This is a genomic window from Halomonas rhizosphaerae (assembly GCF_030010555.1).
Classification (GTDB): domain Bacteria; phylum Pseudomonadota; class Gammaproteobacteria; order Pseudomonadales; family Halomonadaceae; genus Halomonas; species Halomonas rhizosphaerae.
Map to the genome: position 1 here is coordinate 55,142 of NZ_JASCQP010000025.1, position 16,477 is coordinate 71,618.

Genomic DNA, 16,477 nt, shown 5'->3' on the forward strand with positions numbered 1-16,477 from the left:
CAGGGGTGAGGAGGATTCCTCCGAACGGGCTGGCCATGGATGGCCAGCACCGGTCCTGCAAGCGGAGCAGGACGCGTGAGCGAAGCAGGGCGCGGTAGCGTACAGGGAAGTATTCACAGCGCCTCCTCGATGGTCCGGCACCCCGGGGCTTGCCGACAGGTCAGCCCTGAGCGATAGCAACTACGGCGATAGCCCTATCAAAACTCGGGTATCGCCGTCTCCAGATACTCCTTCAGGCGTGCCTCGGCCTGGTCGTCGAAAAGGATATCGCAGGCTTCGCGAAGTCCCGGCGAGTTGCGGATGCTCTGCTCAGGCACCACCAGCGAGACCTTGGCGCGACGCCTCAGGAAATCCTCGAGCTTGGTCACCATCTCGCGACGCCTGGCCAGTTTCAGCTCGCAGCGCAGGTATTCGGTACCCTCGATCAGCACCTCGCCCTGGCGCGGGTCCTGGCGGATGTCCTCGAGCATCTCCAAAGCCTGGGCGCCATAGCGGCGCCAGAGCCGTGTGCTGAGCGGCTCGGAGGCCTCGGCGCTGGTCATCGCATCCAGGTCCATGAGTCGCGCCTGGTGCATGAACGCCTCGCGGACCGAGGGATCGGGCTCACCGTACCAGCGAACATCCGGGTACGGGATCTCGACGCCGAGCCGGCGAACCTCCTCAACCACCTCCTCACCGACATTGAGACAATCGGTCAGCTTGCCGCCGAAGATGCTCAGATGGCGCCGCTCGTCGTCGATGTCGATGGCATGTTTGCGCGACAGGTTGAGGAAATCCCGGTCGCCGCCACCGCTGGGCTTGACCGCCAGAGGGCGCACGCCGCAACGCGTGGCGATGATGTCCTCCTTGCCCAGCGGTGTCTGGAGTTCGAGTCGCGTGTTGATGTTGTCGAGCACGAAGCGGATATCCTCCTCCGTCGCGCCGACCTCGGGCTTCTCGACCCGGGTATCGGTGGTGCCGATACAGGTGCGCGGCCCCATGGGGATGACGAAGAAGAGTCGACCGTCGTCGGCGAAGAAAGCCAGTACGCGCTTGCTGTCGGTCAGCCGCGGCACGATCAGATGGATGCCCTTGGAGAAGACATGATGGTGATCGGTCTGCTGCCCCGAGAGGTTGTTGTGTTGGTCGACCCAGGGCCCGGCCGCGTTGATCAACACCTTCGAGCGAATCTCGAAGGTCCTATCATCGGTACGGTCCCGGACCGAGGTGACCCAGAGGTCCCCTTCTCGGCGAGCCCCCAGCGACTCGACGTAGTTGGCCGCCACGGTGCCGAAATCCAGCGCGCCGCGCACGAAATTGAAGACGAAACGCGCATCGTTGTCGTGCAGGTAGGCATCGGAATACTCGAAGCCTCCCTGGGCATTGCGCGTATTGATGATGGGCTCCCGCGCCTTGATCCCCGCCGGACGCAGAAAATTCGGCCTCCGGGTGAAGGCGCTGCCCATCAGCCAATAGAGCCAGGTACCGGCCCAGGGGTAGAGGGGGTGGTGGCGAAAGCCCTTGTTGATGGTGGTCAGAAAGCGAATCTCCTGGACGGTGGAGGGGTAGCTTCTGATCAGGTGGTTGCGGCTCTTGCACAGCTTGCGCACCAACTTGAAGTCGCCGCTCTCCATGTACTTGATGCCACCCCACACCAGGTTGGAGGAGTGCATGCTGGTGCTGCCGGCGAAATCGCCCCGGTCGATCAGGGCGACCCTGGCCCCCTTGCCGCTCAGCGCCGCCGCCGCCGAGGCGCCGTTGATGCCGCCGCCGATGACCAGCGCATCGAAGAACTGATCGGGGAGCTTGCGGATGTTGTTCTCTCTGAGTTGCATGTCTGGCCCTTTTTCAAAGCAACGGGCCCCACTCGGACTGCACCGAGCGGGGCCCTGGGTCCCGTTCAGGCAACCGGTCACACGATCTGGAACCGCCCCGGGAGCATCCGGGGCAAGGTTGGGCGGATCAGGCGACCCGCCCGCCCATCATTCGCGGGAACCGGCGGCCATCCACGCCTCCATCATCTCGTCGTAGGGAACGGTGGTGCCCTGCGGCATCTCGTCATCCAGCTTCGCCTTGGGCGAACCCGGCTCGTCGAGCCACTCCTGGGGATCGCGCTCCTCGTTGAGGTTGGGCGCGTAGACCTCGAAGACGCCGGCCCGTGCCAGGCGCGCCATGATGCTGTCGAGATCCCCGGCCAGGTTGTCGAGCGCCTCCTGGGGCGTGATCTCGCCATTGACCGCCGGCGCCAGGTTCTGCCACCACAGCGGTGCCATGCGCGGGTAGTCCGGCACGTTGGTGGAGGACGGCGTCCAGTTGGACTCGTTGGGGCTGCGGTAGAACTCCACCAGGCCGCCGAGCTTGGGTGCCATCTCGCTCATCTGGTCGGAGAACACGTCCGACTCGCGGATCGGCGTGAGGCCCTCCATGAGCTTCTCCAGGGAGACCGTCTTGGAGACGGTGAACTGGGCAAACAGCCAGGCGGCGGTACGACGGTCGTCCGGGGTGGAGTCGAAGAAGGTCCAGGACCCCACGTCCTGATAGCCGACCTTCATGCCCTCTTCCCAGTACGGACCGGTGGGCGATGGCGCCATGCGCCACTTGGGATTGCCCTCTTCATCGGTGACCGGGAGGTCGGGGTCGGTCATGTCGGCGGTGAAGGCGGTGTACCAGAACATCTGCTGGGCGACATTGCCCTGGGCGGGTACCGGCCCGGCCTCACCGAAGGTCATGCCACTGGCCTCGGGCGGCGCGTACTTCTCGAGCCAATCTACCATCTTGGTCACGGCGAACACCGAGGCCGGCGAGTTGGTGGCACCGCCGCGAGAGACGCTGGCGCCGACAGGCTGGCTCTCCTCGTTGACGCGGATACCCCAGTCGTCCACCGGATTGCCGAACGGCACACCGGGGCTGCCCATGCCCGCCATGGAGAGCCAGGAGTCATGGAAGCGCCAGCCCAGCGACGGGTCGCGACGTCCATAGTCCATATGGCCATAGACCTTGGTGCCGTCGATCTCGCCGACGTGCTCGCTGAAGAACTCGGCGATATCCTCGTAGGCGGTCCAGTTGGTCGGCACCCCCAGGTCATAGCCGTAGATGTCGCGGAACTGCTCCTGGAGGTCCTCGCGCTGGAACCAGTCGTAGCGGAACCAGTAGAGGTTGGCGAACTGCTGGGTGGGCAACTGGTAGATGCTGCCATCCGGACCGGTGCCATACTGCAGGCCGATGAAGTCATCGAGATCCAGGGTCGGCAGGGTATAGTCGGCCCACTCGTTCTCCATGGCGTTGGAGATGTTGATGGTGGTGCCGTAGCGGATATGGGTCCCGATGGCGTCGGAGTCATTGACGTAGCCATCGTAGATGTTACGACCCGACTGCATCTGGGTCTGCATGTTGTTGACCACATCACCCTCGCCGATGATGTTGTGGGTCACCTCGATGCCGGTCAGCTCGCTGAACGCCTCGGCCAACACATCCCGCTCATAGATGTGCGTGGTCAGGCCTTCGGCGACGGTGTTGATCTCCATGTCGCGGAAGGGCTCGGCCGCCTTGGCGAACCACATCAGTTCCTCTATCTGCTCCTCGCGGGACAGCGTCGAGTTCTGGAAGTGTTCATCGACCAGGCGTTCGGCGATGGTGCGCGCGTCGTGCTCGTCGGCGTGCAGTGCACCACTTGCCAGCATGACACCGGCCGCCAGTAGAGAGAGTCGCATTGTTGTCGCTTTCATGTTGACCTCTTGGGTTGTCGTGGTCCGTCCCTGGACATTCGGCTCCATGCGTTTCTGTCAGCCCCAGCGCATCAGGATCAGTAGCCAGAGACCCGATGCCCCCAGAGCCAGCCAGATGCTGAGCGGGGTGAAGCCCACCACCACCAGGTGGATATAGGCAGCGGATAGCAGCCCGATGAAGAGCCGGTCACCGCGGGTCGTCGAGATCGGCAGGAAGCCCTTGCGCTCGACCGTCGGCGAGATGACCTCCCAGGCCGTCATGCCGGCCAGCATGGCGGCGATGACCGCGAAGAAGACCGTAGTGGGGGTGGTCCAGACCATCCATTCCATGTCGCGTCCTCCTCAGGTGCGGCCCAGGGCAAAGCCCTTGGCGATGTGGTTGCGAACGAAATAGACCACCACGATGCCCGGCAGGATCGTCAGGGTACCGGCGGCGGCCAGCGCCCCCCAGTCGATCCCCGAGGCGCCCTTGGTCTGGGTCATCACCGAGGCGATAGGCTGGGCGCCGGTGGAGGTCAGGGTGCTGGCCAGCAGCAGCTCGACCCAGGAGAACATGAACAGGAAGAACAGGGTCACACCGATGCCCGAGCTGATCATGGGGATGAAGATCTTCACGAAGAACTTCGGGAAGCTGTAGCCATCGATGAAGGCCGTCTCGTCGATCTCCTTGGGTACCCCGCTCATGAAGCCCTCGAGGATCCACACGGCCAGCGGGATATTGAACAGGCAGTGGGCCAGCGCGACCGCGATATGGGTGTCGAACAACCCAACGGTGTAGTAGAGCTGAAAATAGGGCAGCAGGAAGACGGCCGGCGGCGCCATCAGGTTGGTCAACAGCCAGAAGAACAGGTGTTTGTCGCCGATGAACTTGTAGCGGCTGAAGGCATAGGCCGCCGGCAGCGCTACCGCGATACTGATCAGCATGTTCATCAGCACATAGGCGATCGAGTTCACGTAGCCCATGTACCAGCTGGACTCGGTGAGGATCTTGGCATAGTGCTCGAGGGTGAAGCTCTCGGGCCACAGGGTCAGTCCGCCGAGGATCTCGGTATTGGACTGGAAGGACATGTTGAGCAGCCAATAGATCGGCAACAATACGAACACGATATAGGCGGTCATGAGCCCCCGGCGGCGCCACTGGCGGGAGGCCGGACGTGCCTTGCGGCGACGACGGTTATCGGCGGCCGCGGCGCGTTGGCGCACGGCATCTGGCGTCGTGGGCAATGAATCACTCATTTCATGCCTCCTTGTTATTGTCGTCTTTCTGCATGTTCATGATCGCGGTGTAGAACACCCAGGTGACCAGCAGGATGATCAGGAAGTAGATCAGCGAGAATGCCGCCGAAGGCCCCAGGTCCTGCTGGCCGATGGCCATTGTCGTCAGCGACTGGCTGAGAAAGGTGGTGGAGCTGCCGGGGCCCCCACCGGTAAGCACGAAGGGCTCGGCGTAGATCATGAAGGAGTGCATGAAGCGCAGCAGCACCCCGATCACCAGCACGTTGGTGAGCTTGGGCAGCTGGATGTAGCGGAACACGGCCCACTTCGAGGCGCGATCGATGCGCGCCGCCTGATAGTAGGCATCGGGGATCGAGCGCAGGCCGCTGAAGCAGAGCAGCGCGATCAGCGGCGTCCAGTGCCAGACATCCATCAGGATGATGGTCGCCCAGGCATCCACCGGGCTCGCGGTGATGTTGTAGCCATAGCCGAGCTCACGCAGGCTCCAGCCCATCAGGCCGATATCGCCCCGGGTGAAGATCTGCCAGATGCTGCCCACCACGTTCCAGGGGATCAGCAGCGGCATGGTGACGAGTATCAGCACGGCAGAGGCCTGCCAGCCCTTCTTGGGCATGATCAGGGCAATGCCGATCCCCAACGGCACCTCGATGGCCAGCACGGTCAGCGAGAAGGCGAACTGGCGCGCCAGGGCGGCCTGCAGCCCCGGGTCGTTGAGCATCTCCCGGAACCACTCGGTGCCGGTGAAGAAACGGGTATTGGCATCGAAGACATCCTGGACCGAGTAGTTCACCACGGTCATCAGCGGGATGACGGCCGAAAAGGCCACCAGCAGCAGCATGGGCAGGATCAGCCACCATGCTCGATTGTTGTAGACTTTATTCATGGTCGATCTCCACGCGGTATTCGTCGACGTAAAGGCCGAGTCGCTCGTCGGGAAAGCGCAGCCATGCCTTGCCGGTCGGCGTCTCCTGGTCTTCCTCGATGCGCGCCTTGAGCGCCATGCTGCCCAGCGTCAGGTAGACGATCGAGTAGGTCCCAAGGTCCTGGGCGTGATCCACCCGAGCCTCCATACCCCCCTCGACCGGCTCGGGATGCACCTCGATGAATTCGGGACGAATACCGAGCTTGATGTTGGTGGAGCGGGCACGAGCCACGGCATGGTGGACATCCTGCCCTACCGTCAGCTCGATGTTACCGGCCATCACGCGCCCGTCACGGGTCATCACATCCAGGAAATTCATGCCCGGGCTGCCGATGAAGTAGCCCACGAAGGTATGGTTCGGCCTCTCGAAGAGCTCCCTGGGCGTGCCGAACTGCACCACCTGGCCCTCGTACATCACGGCGATCTTGTCGGCGAAGGTGGAGGCCTCGAGCTGGTCGTGGGTCACATAGACCATGGTGATCTCGAAGCGCTGGTGGATCTCCTTGAGCTTGCGGCGCAGCTTCCACTTGAGCTGGGGGTCGATGACGGTGAGCGGCTCGTCGAAGAGGATCGCCGAGACGTCCTCGCGCACCAGCCCCCTGCCCATGGAGACCTTCTGCTTCTCGTCGGCGGTGAGGTTCTTGGCCTTGCGCTTGAGCTGGGGGGTGAGCTCCAGCACATCGGCGACCTCCATGACGCGCTCATGGACCCGCGCCTCGGGGGTCTTCACATTGCGCAGCGGAAAGGCCAGGTTGTCGTAGACCGTCATGGTGTCGTAGATGACGGGGAACTGGAAAACCTGGGCGATGTTGCGTGCCTCGGGTGGCAGGGCATTGACCACCTCGCCGTCGAAGAGCACCTCACCGCTGGAGGGTTCCAGCAGGCCGGAGATGATGTTGAGCAGGGTAGACTTGCCACAGCCCGAGGGCCCGAGCAACGCATAGGCCCCGCCCTGGTGCCAGACGTGGTTCATCTCGCGAATGGCATAGTCCTCGGGTGACCGCGGATCGGGCAGGTAGGTATGGGCCAGCGATTTGAGGGTGATCTCCGCCATGTCAGATGCCCCCCAGGTGAGTCGGTATATGCACCACCGCGCCCTGGCGGTCGAAGGCATAGACCTTGTGGGTCGGGAAATAGAGCGTCACGGGTGCATCGACACGGAACTCGTGAACCCCCTCGAGGTGTACCGTCATGTGGAAGAGGTCGTTGTGAACGTGAAGGAAGGTCTCGGAGCCACTGATCTCCGCCAGGTCGACGGTCATCTTCACCTCGATGTCATCCTTGGCCCGAGGCGTGAGCGAGATGTGCGAGGCGCGCACGCCGAAGCGATACTCTCCCGGCGCCAGGCTGCGCAGGTCATCGTTGATGGGAAAATGCAGTGTCTTGTCGAAGGTGACCTCGGCGCCGGAGATGATCCCCTTCACGATGTTGATCGGAGGCTCGGAGAACATCTCCGCGGTCAGGATATCTTGCGGACGGTGGTAGACGTCCTCTGTCCGGCCATACTGCAGCAGGCGCCCCTCGTGGAGGACGGCGGTGTTGCCTCCCAATGCCAGGGCCTCTGCCGGTTCGGTGGTGGCATAGACGGCGATGCAGTTGCGCTCGCTGAACACCGAGCGCAGCTCGTCGCGGAATTCCTCGCGGAGCTTGTAATCGAGGTTGACCAGCGGCTCGTCGAAGAGCACGACATCGGCATCCTTCACCAGCGCACGCCCCATGGCGGTTCGCTGCTGCTGACCACCGGACAGCTCGAGGGGCAGGCGATCGAGCAGGTGCTCGATATGCAACATCTCGGCGACCGCCCGCACCCGCCGGTCGATTTCGGCGCGCTCGACCTTGGCCAGCTTGAGGGGCGATGCGATGTTGTCGTAGACGGAGAGAGCCGGATAGTTGATGAACTGCTGATAGACCATGGAGACGTTGCGCTTGCGCACCGAACGCCCGGTCACGTCTTCCCCGTTCATCAGGATGCGCCCCCGGGTCGGGGTATCGAGCCCTGCCATCAAGCGCATCAGGGTGGTCTTGCCGGCCAGGGTCCGCCCCAGCAGGACGTTGAAGGAGCCGGGCTGTAGCTCCAGGTTAACGCCCGCGATGTGAGTGGCGCCACCGACCACATGATCGATGTTATCTAGGATCAAGGACATACAGATCTCGACGGTTCGTTGTTATGTGATGGGTTCGGAGACTGCTGAACACAACGTAGCCGAGATTCGCTTTCAAACACAAATGTCGTCAAGCGAAAACACCACGAACCAGCATGACTATCACCTCAACAGGCGATCAACTTGCTGATATTGCGATGGTTTCGCTATTCATTGAACTTTTGTCTAACGGATGGGATCGGGAGATGGCAGAACATCAGATAGCGGGAAATGTCACCATGTGATCGAAAACGAACATCATGCAACATGGCGAGGCTACCCAGGACAGGCAGGATGGAAACGAAAACGCCATCATCCCCTGCTGGGCCGTGCAGGGGATGATGGCGTCAGGAAGGAGCCGCAGTGGCGTTCAGCGCGTGCCGAAGATCTTGTCGCCCGCGTCGCCCAGGCCGGGAACGATATAGCCGTTCTCGTCCAGGTGGTCATCCACTGCGGCGGTGTAGAGCTCGATGTCCGGATAGCTGTCCTGAACCCGCTTGATACCCTCGGGAGCCGCCACCAGCACGATCACTTTCATGTGCTTGCAGCCGCGCTCTCGCAGCATGTCCAGGGTCGCGACCATGGTGCCGCCGGTGGCCAGCATGGGATCGATGACAATGGCCATGCGCTCGTCAAGGTCATTGGCGAACTTGGCGAAGTAAGGCACAGGCTCCAGCGTCTCCTCGTCACGGTAGAGCCCCACCACGCTCACCCGGGCGCTGGGGATCAGATCGGTGACGCCGTCGAGCATGCCCAGTCCCGCGCGCAGGATCGGCACGATGGTGACCTTCTTGCCCTTGAGCAGCTGCACCGGAATCTTGTTGCCGCTCCAGCCGTCGATTTCCTGCTCCTGGAGCTCCAGGTCGCTGGTTGCCTCGTAGGTGAGCAGCTTGGCCAACTCGCCGGCCAGTTCACGGAAGCTCTTGGTGCTGATGCCGGCTTCGCGCATCAGACCAAGCTTGTGCTGGACCAGGGGATGCTGGATGGCGTGGACGCTCATGGGGGACCTCTTGGACGGCGGTAAGTAGCTGATGGGAGCACCACTTGCAGCGCGAAAGGCGGCGGGCACACATCGCCGTGCAAGTCGATACGTCGAACCGACGGCTCCCACAAGGGTATAGAGCCTACATCGGATTGTGGGAGCGGTGCTCGCACCGCGAAAGGCGTCGGGCATACATCGTCCTGCAAGTCGATGCGTCGAACCGACGGCTCCCACGATAATTAGCGCGCCATTCTAACCGCATCCCGCGTTGAGGTTAAGGCTGAGCGGGAAGCTGCCAGTCGATGGGCTCACGCCCGTGCTCGGCCAGAAAGGCGTTGGCCCGGGAAAAGTGGTGGTTGCCGAAGAAGCCGCGATGGGCGGAGAGCGGTGAGGGATGCGGCGATTCCAGCACCAGGTGGCGCGACGTATCGACCAGCGCCTTCTTCTTGCGTGCGGGGCTGCCCCACAGCAGGAATACCGAGGGTTCGGCATGCTCGCTCACTGTGGCGATGGCGCGGTCGGTGAAGGTTTCCCAACCCTTGCCACGGTGCGAGCCGGCATTGCCCTGCTCCACCGTCAACGAGGTGTTGAGCAGCAATACCCCCTGGCGTGCCCAATGCTCGAGGTTGCCGTGATCCACCGGCTGGAAGCCCACGTCTGCCTGCAGTTCCTTGTAGATGTTGACCAGAGACGGGGGGACGCGCACGCCCGGGCGCACCGAGAAACACAGCCCATGGGCCTGGTTCGGTCCGTGATAGGGATCCTGCCCGAGAATCACCACCTTGACCCGATCCAGCGGCGTCAGATCGAAGGCGCGAAACCAGTCCGCCGAGTGCGGATAGATCACCTTCCTGGCGGCCTTCTCGGCGGCCAGGAAGTCGCGCAGCGCCTGCATGTAGGGCGCCTCGAACTCGTCGCCCAGCCACTGTTGCCAGCTGTCGGGAAGTGGACAGGCCATGGGTCAGCGCTTCGCCTGGTCGACCAGCGGCTCGACGTAGGCCACACCCATGTCCCAGGGGAACTGGATCCAGCAGTCCTGGGCCACCTCGGTGAGGTACTGGTCGACCAGCGGCTTGCCCTCGGGCTTGGCATAGATGGTCACGAAGTGGGCCTTCGGCAGCATCTCGCGCACGGTCTTGGCGGTGCGGCCGGTATCGACCAGGTCATCGACCAGCAGCCAGCCCTCCCCTTCGTGATCGACGCCCTTCATCACCTCCAGGCCGCCCTGATCCATGTGATCGTAGCTCTTGATGCAGACGGTATCGATCAGGCGCACATTGAGTTCACGGGCGATCAGTGCTGCAGGAATCAGCCCCCCGCGGGTGATGGCGATGATGCCCTTGAAGTCACGCTCGATCAGACGATGGCAGAGTTCGCGCACGTCGCGATGCAGCTGATCCCAGGAAACGGTGAAGTGCTGGTGGTAGCGATGGGTGCTCATGAGGTTCACTCGTCCTCGGTGAAGGAACAGACCGAGAAGACCCCGTAGCCCGCTTCACGGATGCGCTGGGACCCGCCCAGGTCCGGCAGGTCGACGACGGTGGCGGTCTCGACGACCTGCCCGCCGCTGCGGGTGATCAACTTGGCCGCGGCCAGCATGGTGCCGCCGGTGGCGATCAGGTCATCGACGATCAGGATGCGATCCCCCTGCTGGAAGGCATCGGAGTGCAGTTCCACCTCGGCCTCGCCGTACTCCAGGGTATAGGTTTCGCTGATGGTGCGGAACGGCAGCTTGCCCTTCTTGCGCACCGGCACGAAGCTGCAGCCCAGCTCGTAGGCGAGCGGCGCGCCGATGATGAAGCCGCGGGCATCGATGGCGGCGATGGCGTCGAGGTCCATCTCCTGGTAGCGATGCACAAAGCTGTCGACCAGCTTGCGGAAGGCCGCACTGTTCTGCAGCAGCGGGGTAATGTCGCGGAAGTTGACGCCCGGCTGCGGCCAGTCGGGGACCGTGCGGATCACGGACTTGATGTAGTCGCCGTAGATGCTCATCAATACGAGTCTCGGTGAGTGAGTGCAGTCAGTAGGTTCAGTCGAGGAACAGGAACTTGCCGGCAAACAGCAGGGCCAGCACGATCACCGCGGGGTTCAGGTCCTTGAAGCGCCCCGAGAGCGTCTTGATCGCAGCGTAGCTGATGAAACCCAGCGCAATGCCCTCGGCGATCGAGAAGGTCAGCGGCATGGCAAGTGCAGCGATCAGCACCGGCGCGGCGTCTGTCGGGTCATCCCAGTTGGCATGGGCCAGGCTGCCGGCCATCAGCACCGCCACATAGAGCAGGGCCCCGGCGGTCGCGTAGGCCGGGATGGAGCCCGCCAGCGGTGCAAAGAACAGGCTGATCAGGAACAGCACCGCCACCACCACGGCAGTCAGGCCCGTGCGCCCGCCGGAGGCGATACCGGCAGTGGACTCGATGTAGCTGGTGGTGGTGGAGGTGCCCAGCACCGCGCCAGCCATGGACGCGCCACTGTCGGCCATCATCGCGCGACCGATGCGCGGCAGCTTGCCGTCCTTGTCCAGCAGGCCACCCTTGTGGGCCACGCCGACCAGGGTGCCGGAAGTGTCGAAGAGGTCAACGAACAGGAAGGCGAAGATCACGCTGAGCATCGCCACGTCCAGGGCGCCGGCCAGGTCCAGCGCCATGAAGGTCGGCGCGATGGCGGGCGGCATGGACATGAAGCCACCGAACTCGTTGTGGCCAAGGACCATCGCCAGCACGGTGACGCCGAGGATGCCGATCATCACCGCCCCGGTGACCTTGAGGTAGGCCAGTGCGGTGATCACGAAGAAGCCCAGAAGCGCATAAAGGGCGGCGGGTTCGGAGAGATCCCCCAGGGCCACGTAGGTGGCCTCATTGGCCACCACGATGCCGGCATTCTTCAGCGCGATCATCGCCAGGAAGAGCCCGATACCGGCGGCTATCCCTAAGCGCAGGGAGAGCGGGATCGAGTTGATGATCCACTCGCGGACCTTGAAGATGCTGAGCAGGAAGAAGATGAAGCCGGAGAAGAAGACCGCGCCCAGCGCTGCCTCCCAGGTGTACCCCATGCCCAGTACCACGCCGTAGGTGAAGAAGGCGTTGAGGCCCATGCCGGGCGCCTGGGCGATCGGGTAGTTGGCCCACAGACCCATGATCAGGCAGCCCACCGCGGCGGCCAGGCAGGTGGCGACGAAGACCGCGCCGTAGTCCATGCCGGCCTCGGAGAGGATGCTCGGGTTGACGAAGATGATATAGGCCATGGTCAGGAAGGTGGTGATCCCGGCGATGACCTCGGTCTTCACATCGGTCTTGTGCTCGACCAGCTTGAACTGGTTGTCGATCAGGCGTTTCAGCATGGTTATCGTTCCTGCGCGCGTGGACGTTGCGATGGTCCTGGGGTGCGAGAAAGCCCGCGAGAAAAGCCGCCTATGGTACCCAAAGCCTCGGCGTGTGGCGAGGCGCCCGGGTGACCACAGGCAGCACGGTCCCACCTAGTTAAGCAACTTGCGGGCCATTCGCCACCCGACCCACCAACGCAGACTTGACGGAACGGTCAGGTTCTTTCGTTCGGGTTACACGCCTCGCGCTTCCAGCACCCGCTCCACCGTCTCGACGATGGCTTGGGTCTGGGGATCGATCTCGATATTGACGGCGTCCCCCGGGACCCGGTCCACCAGGATGGTACGGGCCAGGGTCTCGGGGATCAGGTCGACGCAGAACCGCGGGCCGTGGTCAGTGGTGGCCGATTGCACCTGCCCGATGGTCAGGCTGATACCGTCCACCCCGATGTAGCCCTTGTCGAACAGGAAGCGGCCCAGCGCATGGGGCACCTCGAACCAGAGGCGGCGATTGTTGGGGGCCTCGTCGAGCTCGACCAGCTCGGCCAGCGCCATCACGTGGCCGGACATGGCATGGCCGCCGATCTCGTCGCCGAAGCGCGCCGCCCGCTCGATATTGACGCGGTCACCCACCGTGATCGCACCAAGATTGGTCACCCGCAGGGTCTCGCGCATCAGGTCGAAACTGACCCGCTCGCCATCGATGGCAGTGACCGTGAGACAGACCCCGTTGTGGGCCACCGAAGCGCCCAGCGCCAGGCCCTCGCGCAGCTCTGCCGGCAGCGCCAGCACATGGGTACGAAAGACCTCCGCCTCATGGATGGCCACCACCTCGGCGGTGCCCTGTACGATGCCTGTGAACATGAACGCTCCTCGTGCTGGCCGACCGCGACCGGGCCGGGGAAAGATCGCCAGTCTAGGAAACCCCGGGGACGACGTCCATGGCAGCAAGGGGCAAGGGGCAAGGGGCAAGGGGCAAGGGGCAAGGGGCAAGGGGCAAGGGGCAAGGGGCAAGGAGAAAGGAGTGAGATGCGAAGAGCAAGTGCCAGCCTCCAACGACAGCCACGCCACCACGAATATGTTCCAGCATTATGCCATTAGGCAGGAAATCCCACCAGACCAAAGCGTTCTTAACGGCATCATCTCCCATTCTCATTGACATACGGTCGTTCGAAACCTAGGATAGGCAACTACATTTTAAAGGCGCCGATTTGTACCCGGATTGCGGGCGCCGACGTCGCGGACCGTCCCCGAGACAGCCCACGGCGTGAAGTGCAGCTAAAAGGGTGTGTCCAGCGTTGATGGCCACCCGCCAGGGTGGCCTTTTTTTCGTGCCTGCCCACTGCCCCGCCCGCCCGATGCTCGACCGGCGCCCCACCGGCGGCTGTGATGATTCGACTCCACGACGTTTCCAAGACTTACTACCCCAGGGGGCGGCGCAGCAGCGCCTCGGCCGTGACGGCACTCAAGCATGCCGACCTCCACGTCCCCCAAGGCCAGATCCATGGCGTGATCGGCCTCTCCGGTGCCGGCAAGTCCACCCTCATCCGCTGCGTGAACCTGCTCGAGCGCCCCACGACCGGCACCGTCACCGTGGACGGCCAGGAGCTGACGGCCCTCTCCGGCGCGGCGCTCAACCAGGCTCGCCACCGCATCGGCATGATCTTCCAGCACTTCAACCTGCTGACTTCACGCACGGTCTTCGCCAACGTGGCCCTGCCGCTGGAGCTGATGGGCATGAAACGCGGCGAGATCCGTGAGCGGGTCACGCCCCTGCTGGAACTGGTGGGCCTGGCTGACAAGGCGAAGCAGTACCCGGCACAGCTCTCGGGCGGCCAGAAACAGCGCGTGGCCATCGCCCGGGCACTGGCCAGCCGCCCCAAGGTGCTGCTCTGCGACGAGGCCACCTCGGCCCTGGACCCCCACACCACCGGATCGATCCTCGACCTGCTGCGCGACATCAACCAGAAGCTCGGCCTGACTATCCTGCTGATCACCCACGAGATGGAAGTGGTCAAGTCGATCTGCCATCGGGTCAGCTTGATCTCCGACGGCGAGCTGGTCGAGGAAGCCGATGTGGGTGACTTCTTCACCGCACCGCGCACCCGCCTGGGACGCGACTTCCTCAACGATTTCCTGGAGCTCGACCCGCCGCGCGCCCTGATCGAGCGCCTCGAGGAGACCCCCCGGCCACACAGCCATCCGGTGGTTCGCCTGGCCTTCTCGGGCGATGCCGTCTCGACCCCGCTGATCTCGCGACTGGCCCGGGAGTGCGGCGTGGACGTCAGCATCCTCCAGGCCAAGGTGGAATCGATCCAGGAGCGCACCCTGGGGCTGATGATCGCCGAACTGATGGGCCCGGCGGAGAAGACCCGCGAGGCCATCGACTATCTCGAATCCCACGACCTGCAGGTGGAGGTACTCGGCCATGTCCAGCGCGATGATTGACCTGATCCTCAAGGCCACCCTGGACACGCTCTACATGGTGGGCGTGTCGGGAGTGATCTCGGCCCTGGTGGGCATCCCGCTGGGCGTGCTGCTCTACGTCACCCGGCCGCGACAGATACTGGCCGAGCCGACGCTCAACCGGGTGCTGGGGGCGATCACCAACATCGGTCGCTCGATCCCCTTCATCATCCTGATGGTGGCGATCATCCCCTTCACGCGGATGCTGGTCGGCTCGTCGATCGGCACCAATGCCGCCGCCGTGCCCCTGACCATCGCCGCCATCCCCTTCGTGGCGCGCCTGGTGGAGGGCGCCCTCAACGAGATTCCCCCGGGACTGGTCGAGGCCGCCCAGTCCATGGGCGCCACGCCCTGGCAGATCATCACCAAGGTGCTGATCCCCGAGGCGCGCGGCGGCATCTTCACCGCACTCACGGTGACCGCGGTCACCCTGGTCAGCTACTCGGCCATGGCCGGTGCCGTGGGCGGCGGCGGCCTGGGCGACCTGGGCATCCGCTATGGCTACAACCGCTTCAATCCCACCATCATGCTGATCACCGTGGTGATCCTGGTGGTGATGGTCCAGGGCTTCCAGAGCCTGGGCGATTATCTGGTGCGCAAGAGCGACCACAAGTGATGCTTTCGGGATGATAACCAGAATGCATTATAATTTTTCTGGTTATTCCACTATCATCGTGACCGAGTCTGCGACACCTTCAGCAAGGAGAACCACGACATGCGCAAGAGCCTGATCGGCACCCTGGCGGCCTCCGCCCTGACCCTTGGCGCCGGCACCGCCCTGGCCGACGAGCATTCCATCAAGGTCGGCACCGTGGCGGGGCCCGAGACCGACGTCATGCAGGTGGCCGCCGAGATTGCCCAACGCGAGTACGGCCTCGAGGTCGAGATCATCGAGTTCACTGACTATGTGACGCCCAATGCCGCCCTGGCTGACGGCAGCCTCGACGCCAACGCCTACCAGCATGAGCCCTACATGCGCTCCATGGTCGAGGACCGCGGCTACGACTTCGCCATCGCCGGCTATACCTTCGTGTACCCGATCGGCGCCTACTCCGAGAAGTACGACAGCATCGAGGAACTTCCGGACGGGGCCACCATCGCCCTGCCCAACGACCCCTCCAACGAGGGTCGGTCACTGATCCTGATGCACAACGAGGGGCTGATCGAGCTCAACGATCCGGAATTCCTGGAAGCGACCCCGCTGGACATCGCCGAGAACCCGCGTGACTTCGAATTCCGCGAGATCGAGGCCGCCCAGCTGCCCCGCGTGCTGCCCGACGTGGACATGGCCTTCATCAACAACACCTTCGCCCAGCCGGCCGGGCTGAGCCTGGACGACGCCCTGATCAAGGAGGGCGCGGAGTCTCCCTACGTCAACCTGATCGTGGTGCGCGGTGGTGACGAGGAGCGCAAGGCCATCCAGCAGCTGGTCAAGGCCTACCAGACCGAGGAGGTCGAGGCCAAGGCAGACGAACTGTTCGGACCACAGGCTGTTCCCGGCTGGAAGTAAGGCAACTCGATTGCCTGCCGCGAGGCGCGCCGGGGGCAAGCCGTAGAGGAGGTCTTACGCCAGGGATGGCGTCGGTAGCGCCCAGGGACGGGTTCACAGCGCCTCCTCGAAGGCTTGACCACGGGTCAGCCCCGAGCGAAACCACGATTCGAGATAGCTAAAGGGCCGGCCACTGTGCCGGCCCCTTTCGTTAAAGGAGC

The 16,477-nt window shown here is 63.6% G+C and carries 17 protein-coding genes; 4 read left to right on the forward strand and 13 right to left on the reverse strand.

Annotated features, from left to right (window positions below):
• Positions 1-197: 197 nt before the first annotated feature.
• The 7 genes from QLQ83_RS09750 to QLQ83_RS09780 all read right to left on the reverse strand — a co-directional run bounded on the left by QLQ83_RS09750 (position 198) and on the right by QLQ83_RS09780 (position 8,006).
• A complete protein-coding gene (locus tag QLQ83_RS09750) occupies positions 198-1,814 on the reverse strand; it encodes a glycerol-3-phosphate dehydrogenase/oxidase (RefSeq protein WP_282735331.1) in 1,617 nt (538 codons plus the stop codon).
• Between the two features lie 147 nt (positions 1,815-1,961).
• Entirely contained in the window at positions 1,962-3,704 is a 1,743-nt protein-coding gene (locus QLQ83_RS09755; RefSeq protein ID WP_282735332.1) for an ABC transporter substrate-binding protein, read from the reverse strand.
• A 57-nt stretch (positions 3,705-3,761) separates the two neighbouring features.
• Positions 3,762-4,034 carry a DUF2160 domain-containing protein gene (locus QLQ83_RS09760; protein WP_282735333.1) on the reverse strand — a complete coding sequence of 91 codons (273 nt, stop codon included), beginning with the start codon at positions 4,032-4,034 and terminating at the stop codon, positions 3,762-3,764.
• 12 nt (positions 4,035-4,046) lie between these two features.
• Positions 4,047-4,940 carry a carbohydrate ABC transporter permease gene (locus QLQ83_RS09765; RefSeq protein WP_282735334.1) on the reverse strand — a complete coding sequence of 298 codons (894 nt, stop codon included), beginning with the start codon at positions 4,938-4,940 and terminating at the stop codon, positions 4,047-4,049.
• A gap of 1 nt (position 4,941) precedes the next feature.
• A complete protein-coding gene (locus QLQ83_RS09770; RefSeq protein WP_282735335.1) occupies positions 4,942-5,823 on the reverse strand; it encodes a carbohydrate ABC transporter permease in 882 nt (293 codons plus the stop codon).
• Positions 5,816-6,916, reverse strand: coding sequence for an ABC transporter ATP-binding protein (locus tag QLQ83_RS09775; protein ID WP_282735336.1), 1,101 nt, complete (start codon positions 6,914-6,916; stop codon positions 5,816-5,818). The genes QLQ83_RS09770 and QLQ83_RS09775 overlap by 8 nt, the downstream gene beginning before the upstream one ends.
• 1 nt (position 6,917) lies before the next feature.
• A complete protein-coding gene (locus QLQ83_RS09780; RefSeq protein WP_282735337.1) occupies positions 6,918-8,006 on the reverse strand; it encodes an ABC transporter ATP-binding protein in 1,089 nt (362 codons plus the stop codon).
• 113 nt (positions 8,007-8,119) lie between these two features.
• On the opposite strand from QLQ83_RS09780, the gene QLQ83_RS09785 reads away from it, so the two are divergent.
• A complete protein-coding gene (locus QLQ83_RS09785) occupies positions 8,120-8,248 on the forward strand; it encodes a hypothetical protein (RefSeq protein ID WP_282735338.1) in 129 nt (42 codons plus the stop codon).
• A 125-nt stretch (positions 8,249-8,373) separates the two neighbouring features.
• On the opposite strand, the gene upp is transcribed toward QLQ83_RS09785, so the two are convergent.
• The 6 genes from upp to QLQ83_RS09815 form a co-directional block, all read right to left on the reverse strand.
• Entirely contained in the window at positions 8,374-9,003 is a 630-nt protein-coding gene (upp, locus tag QLQ83_RS09790) for a uracil phosphoribosyltransferase (RefSeq protein WP_282735339.1), read from the reverse strand.
• 256 nt (positions 9,004-9,259) lie between these two features.
• The gene (gene ung / locus QLQ83_RS09795; protein WP_282735340.1) at positions 9,260-9,943 is read right to left on the reverse strand and encodes a uracil-DNA glycosylase; all 684 of its coding nucleotides are present in this window, start codon (positions 9,941-9,943) and stop codon (positions 9,260-9,262) included.
• A 3-nt stretch (positions 9,944-9,946) separates the two neighbouring features.
• Positions 9,947-10,426: a xanthine phosphoribosyltransferase gene (gpt, locus tag QLQ83_RS09800; RefSeq protein ID WP_282735341.1), complete on the reverse strand. Its 480-nt coding sequence runs from the start codon at positions 10,424-10,426 to the stop codon at positions 9,947-9,949.
• A gap of 5 nt (positions 10,427-10,431) precedes the next feature.
• Positions 10,432-10,977: an adenine phosphoribosyltransferase gene (locus QLQ83_RS09805; protein WP_282735342.1), complete on the reverse strand. Its 546-nt coding sequence runs from the start codon at positions 10,975-10,977 to the stop codon at positions 10,432-10,434.
• Positions 10,978-11,014: 37 nt separating this feature from the next.
• Positions 11,015-12,319, reverse strand: coding sequence for an NCS2 family permease (locus QLQ83_RS09810; protein ID WP_282735343.1), 1,305 nt, complete (start codon positions 12,317-12,319; stop codon positions 11,015-11,017).
• 216 nt (positions 12,320-12,535) lie between these two features.
• Entirely contained in the window at positions 12,536-13,165 is a 630-nt protein-coding gene (locus QLQ83_RS09815; protein ID WP_282735344.1) for a riboflavin synthase subunit alpha, read from the reverse strand.
• A gap of 525 nt (positions 13,166-13,690) precedes the next feature.
• Here QLQ83_RS09815 and QLQ83_RS09820 point away from each other — a divergent pair.
• The 3 genes from QLQ83_RS09820 (at position 13,691) to QLQ83_RS09830 (ending at position 16,277) form a co-directional block, all read left to right on the forward strand.
• The gene (locus QLQ83_RS09820; RefSeq protein WP_282735345.1) at positions 13,691-14,749 is read left to right on the forward strand and encodes a methionine ABC transporter ATP-binding protein; all 1,059 of its coding nucleotides are present in this window, start codon (positions 13,691-13,693) and stop codon (positions 14,747-14,749) included.
• The gene (locus tag QLQ83_RS09825; RefSeq protein ID WP_282735346.1) at positions 14,730-15,383 is read left to right on the forward strand and encodes a methionine ABC transporter permease; all 654 of its coding nucleotides are present in this window, start codon (positions 14,730-14,732) and stop codon (positions 15,381-15,383) included. The genes QLQ83_RS09820 and QLQ83_RS09825 overlap by 20 nt, the downstream gene beginning before the upstream one ends.
• 99 nt (positions 15,384-15,482) lie before the next feature.
• A complete protein-coding gene (locus QLQ83_RS09830) occupies positions 15,483-16,277 on the forward strand; it encodes a MetQ/NlpA family ABC transporter substrate-binding protein (RefSeq protein WP_282735347.1) in 795 nt (264 codons plus the stop codon).
• Positions 16,278-16,477 lie beyond the last annotated feature (200 nt).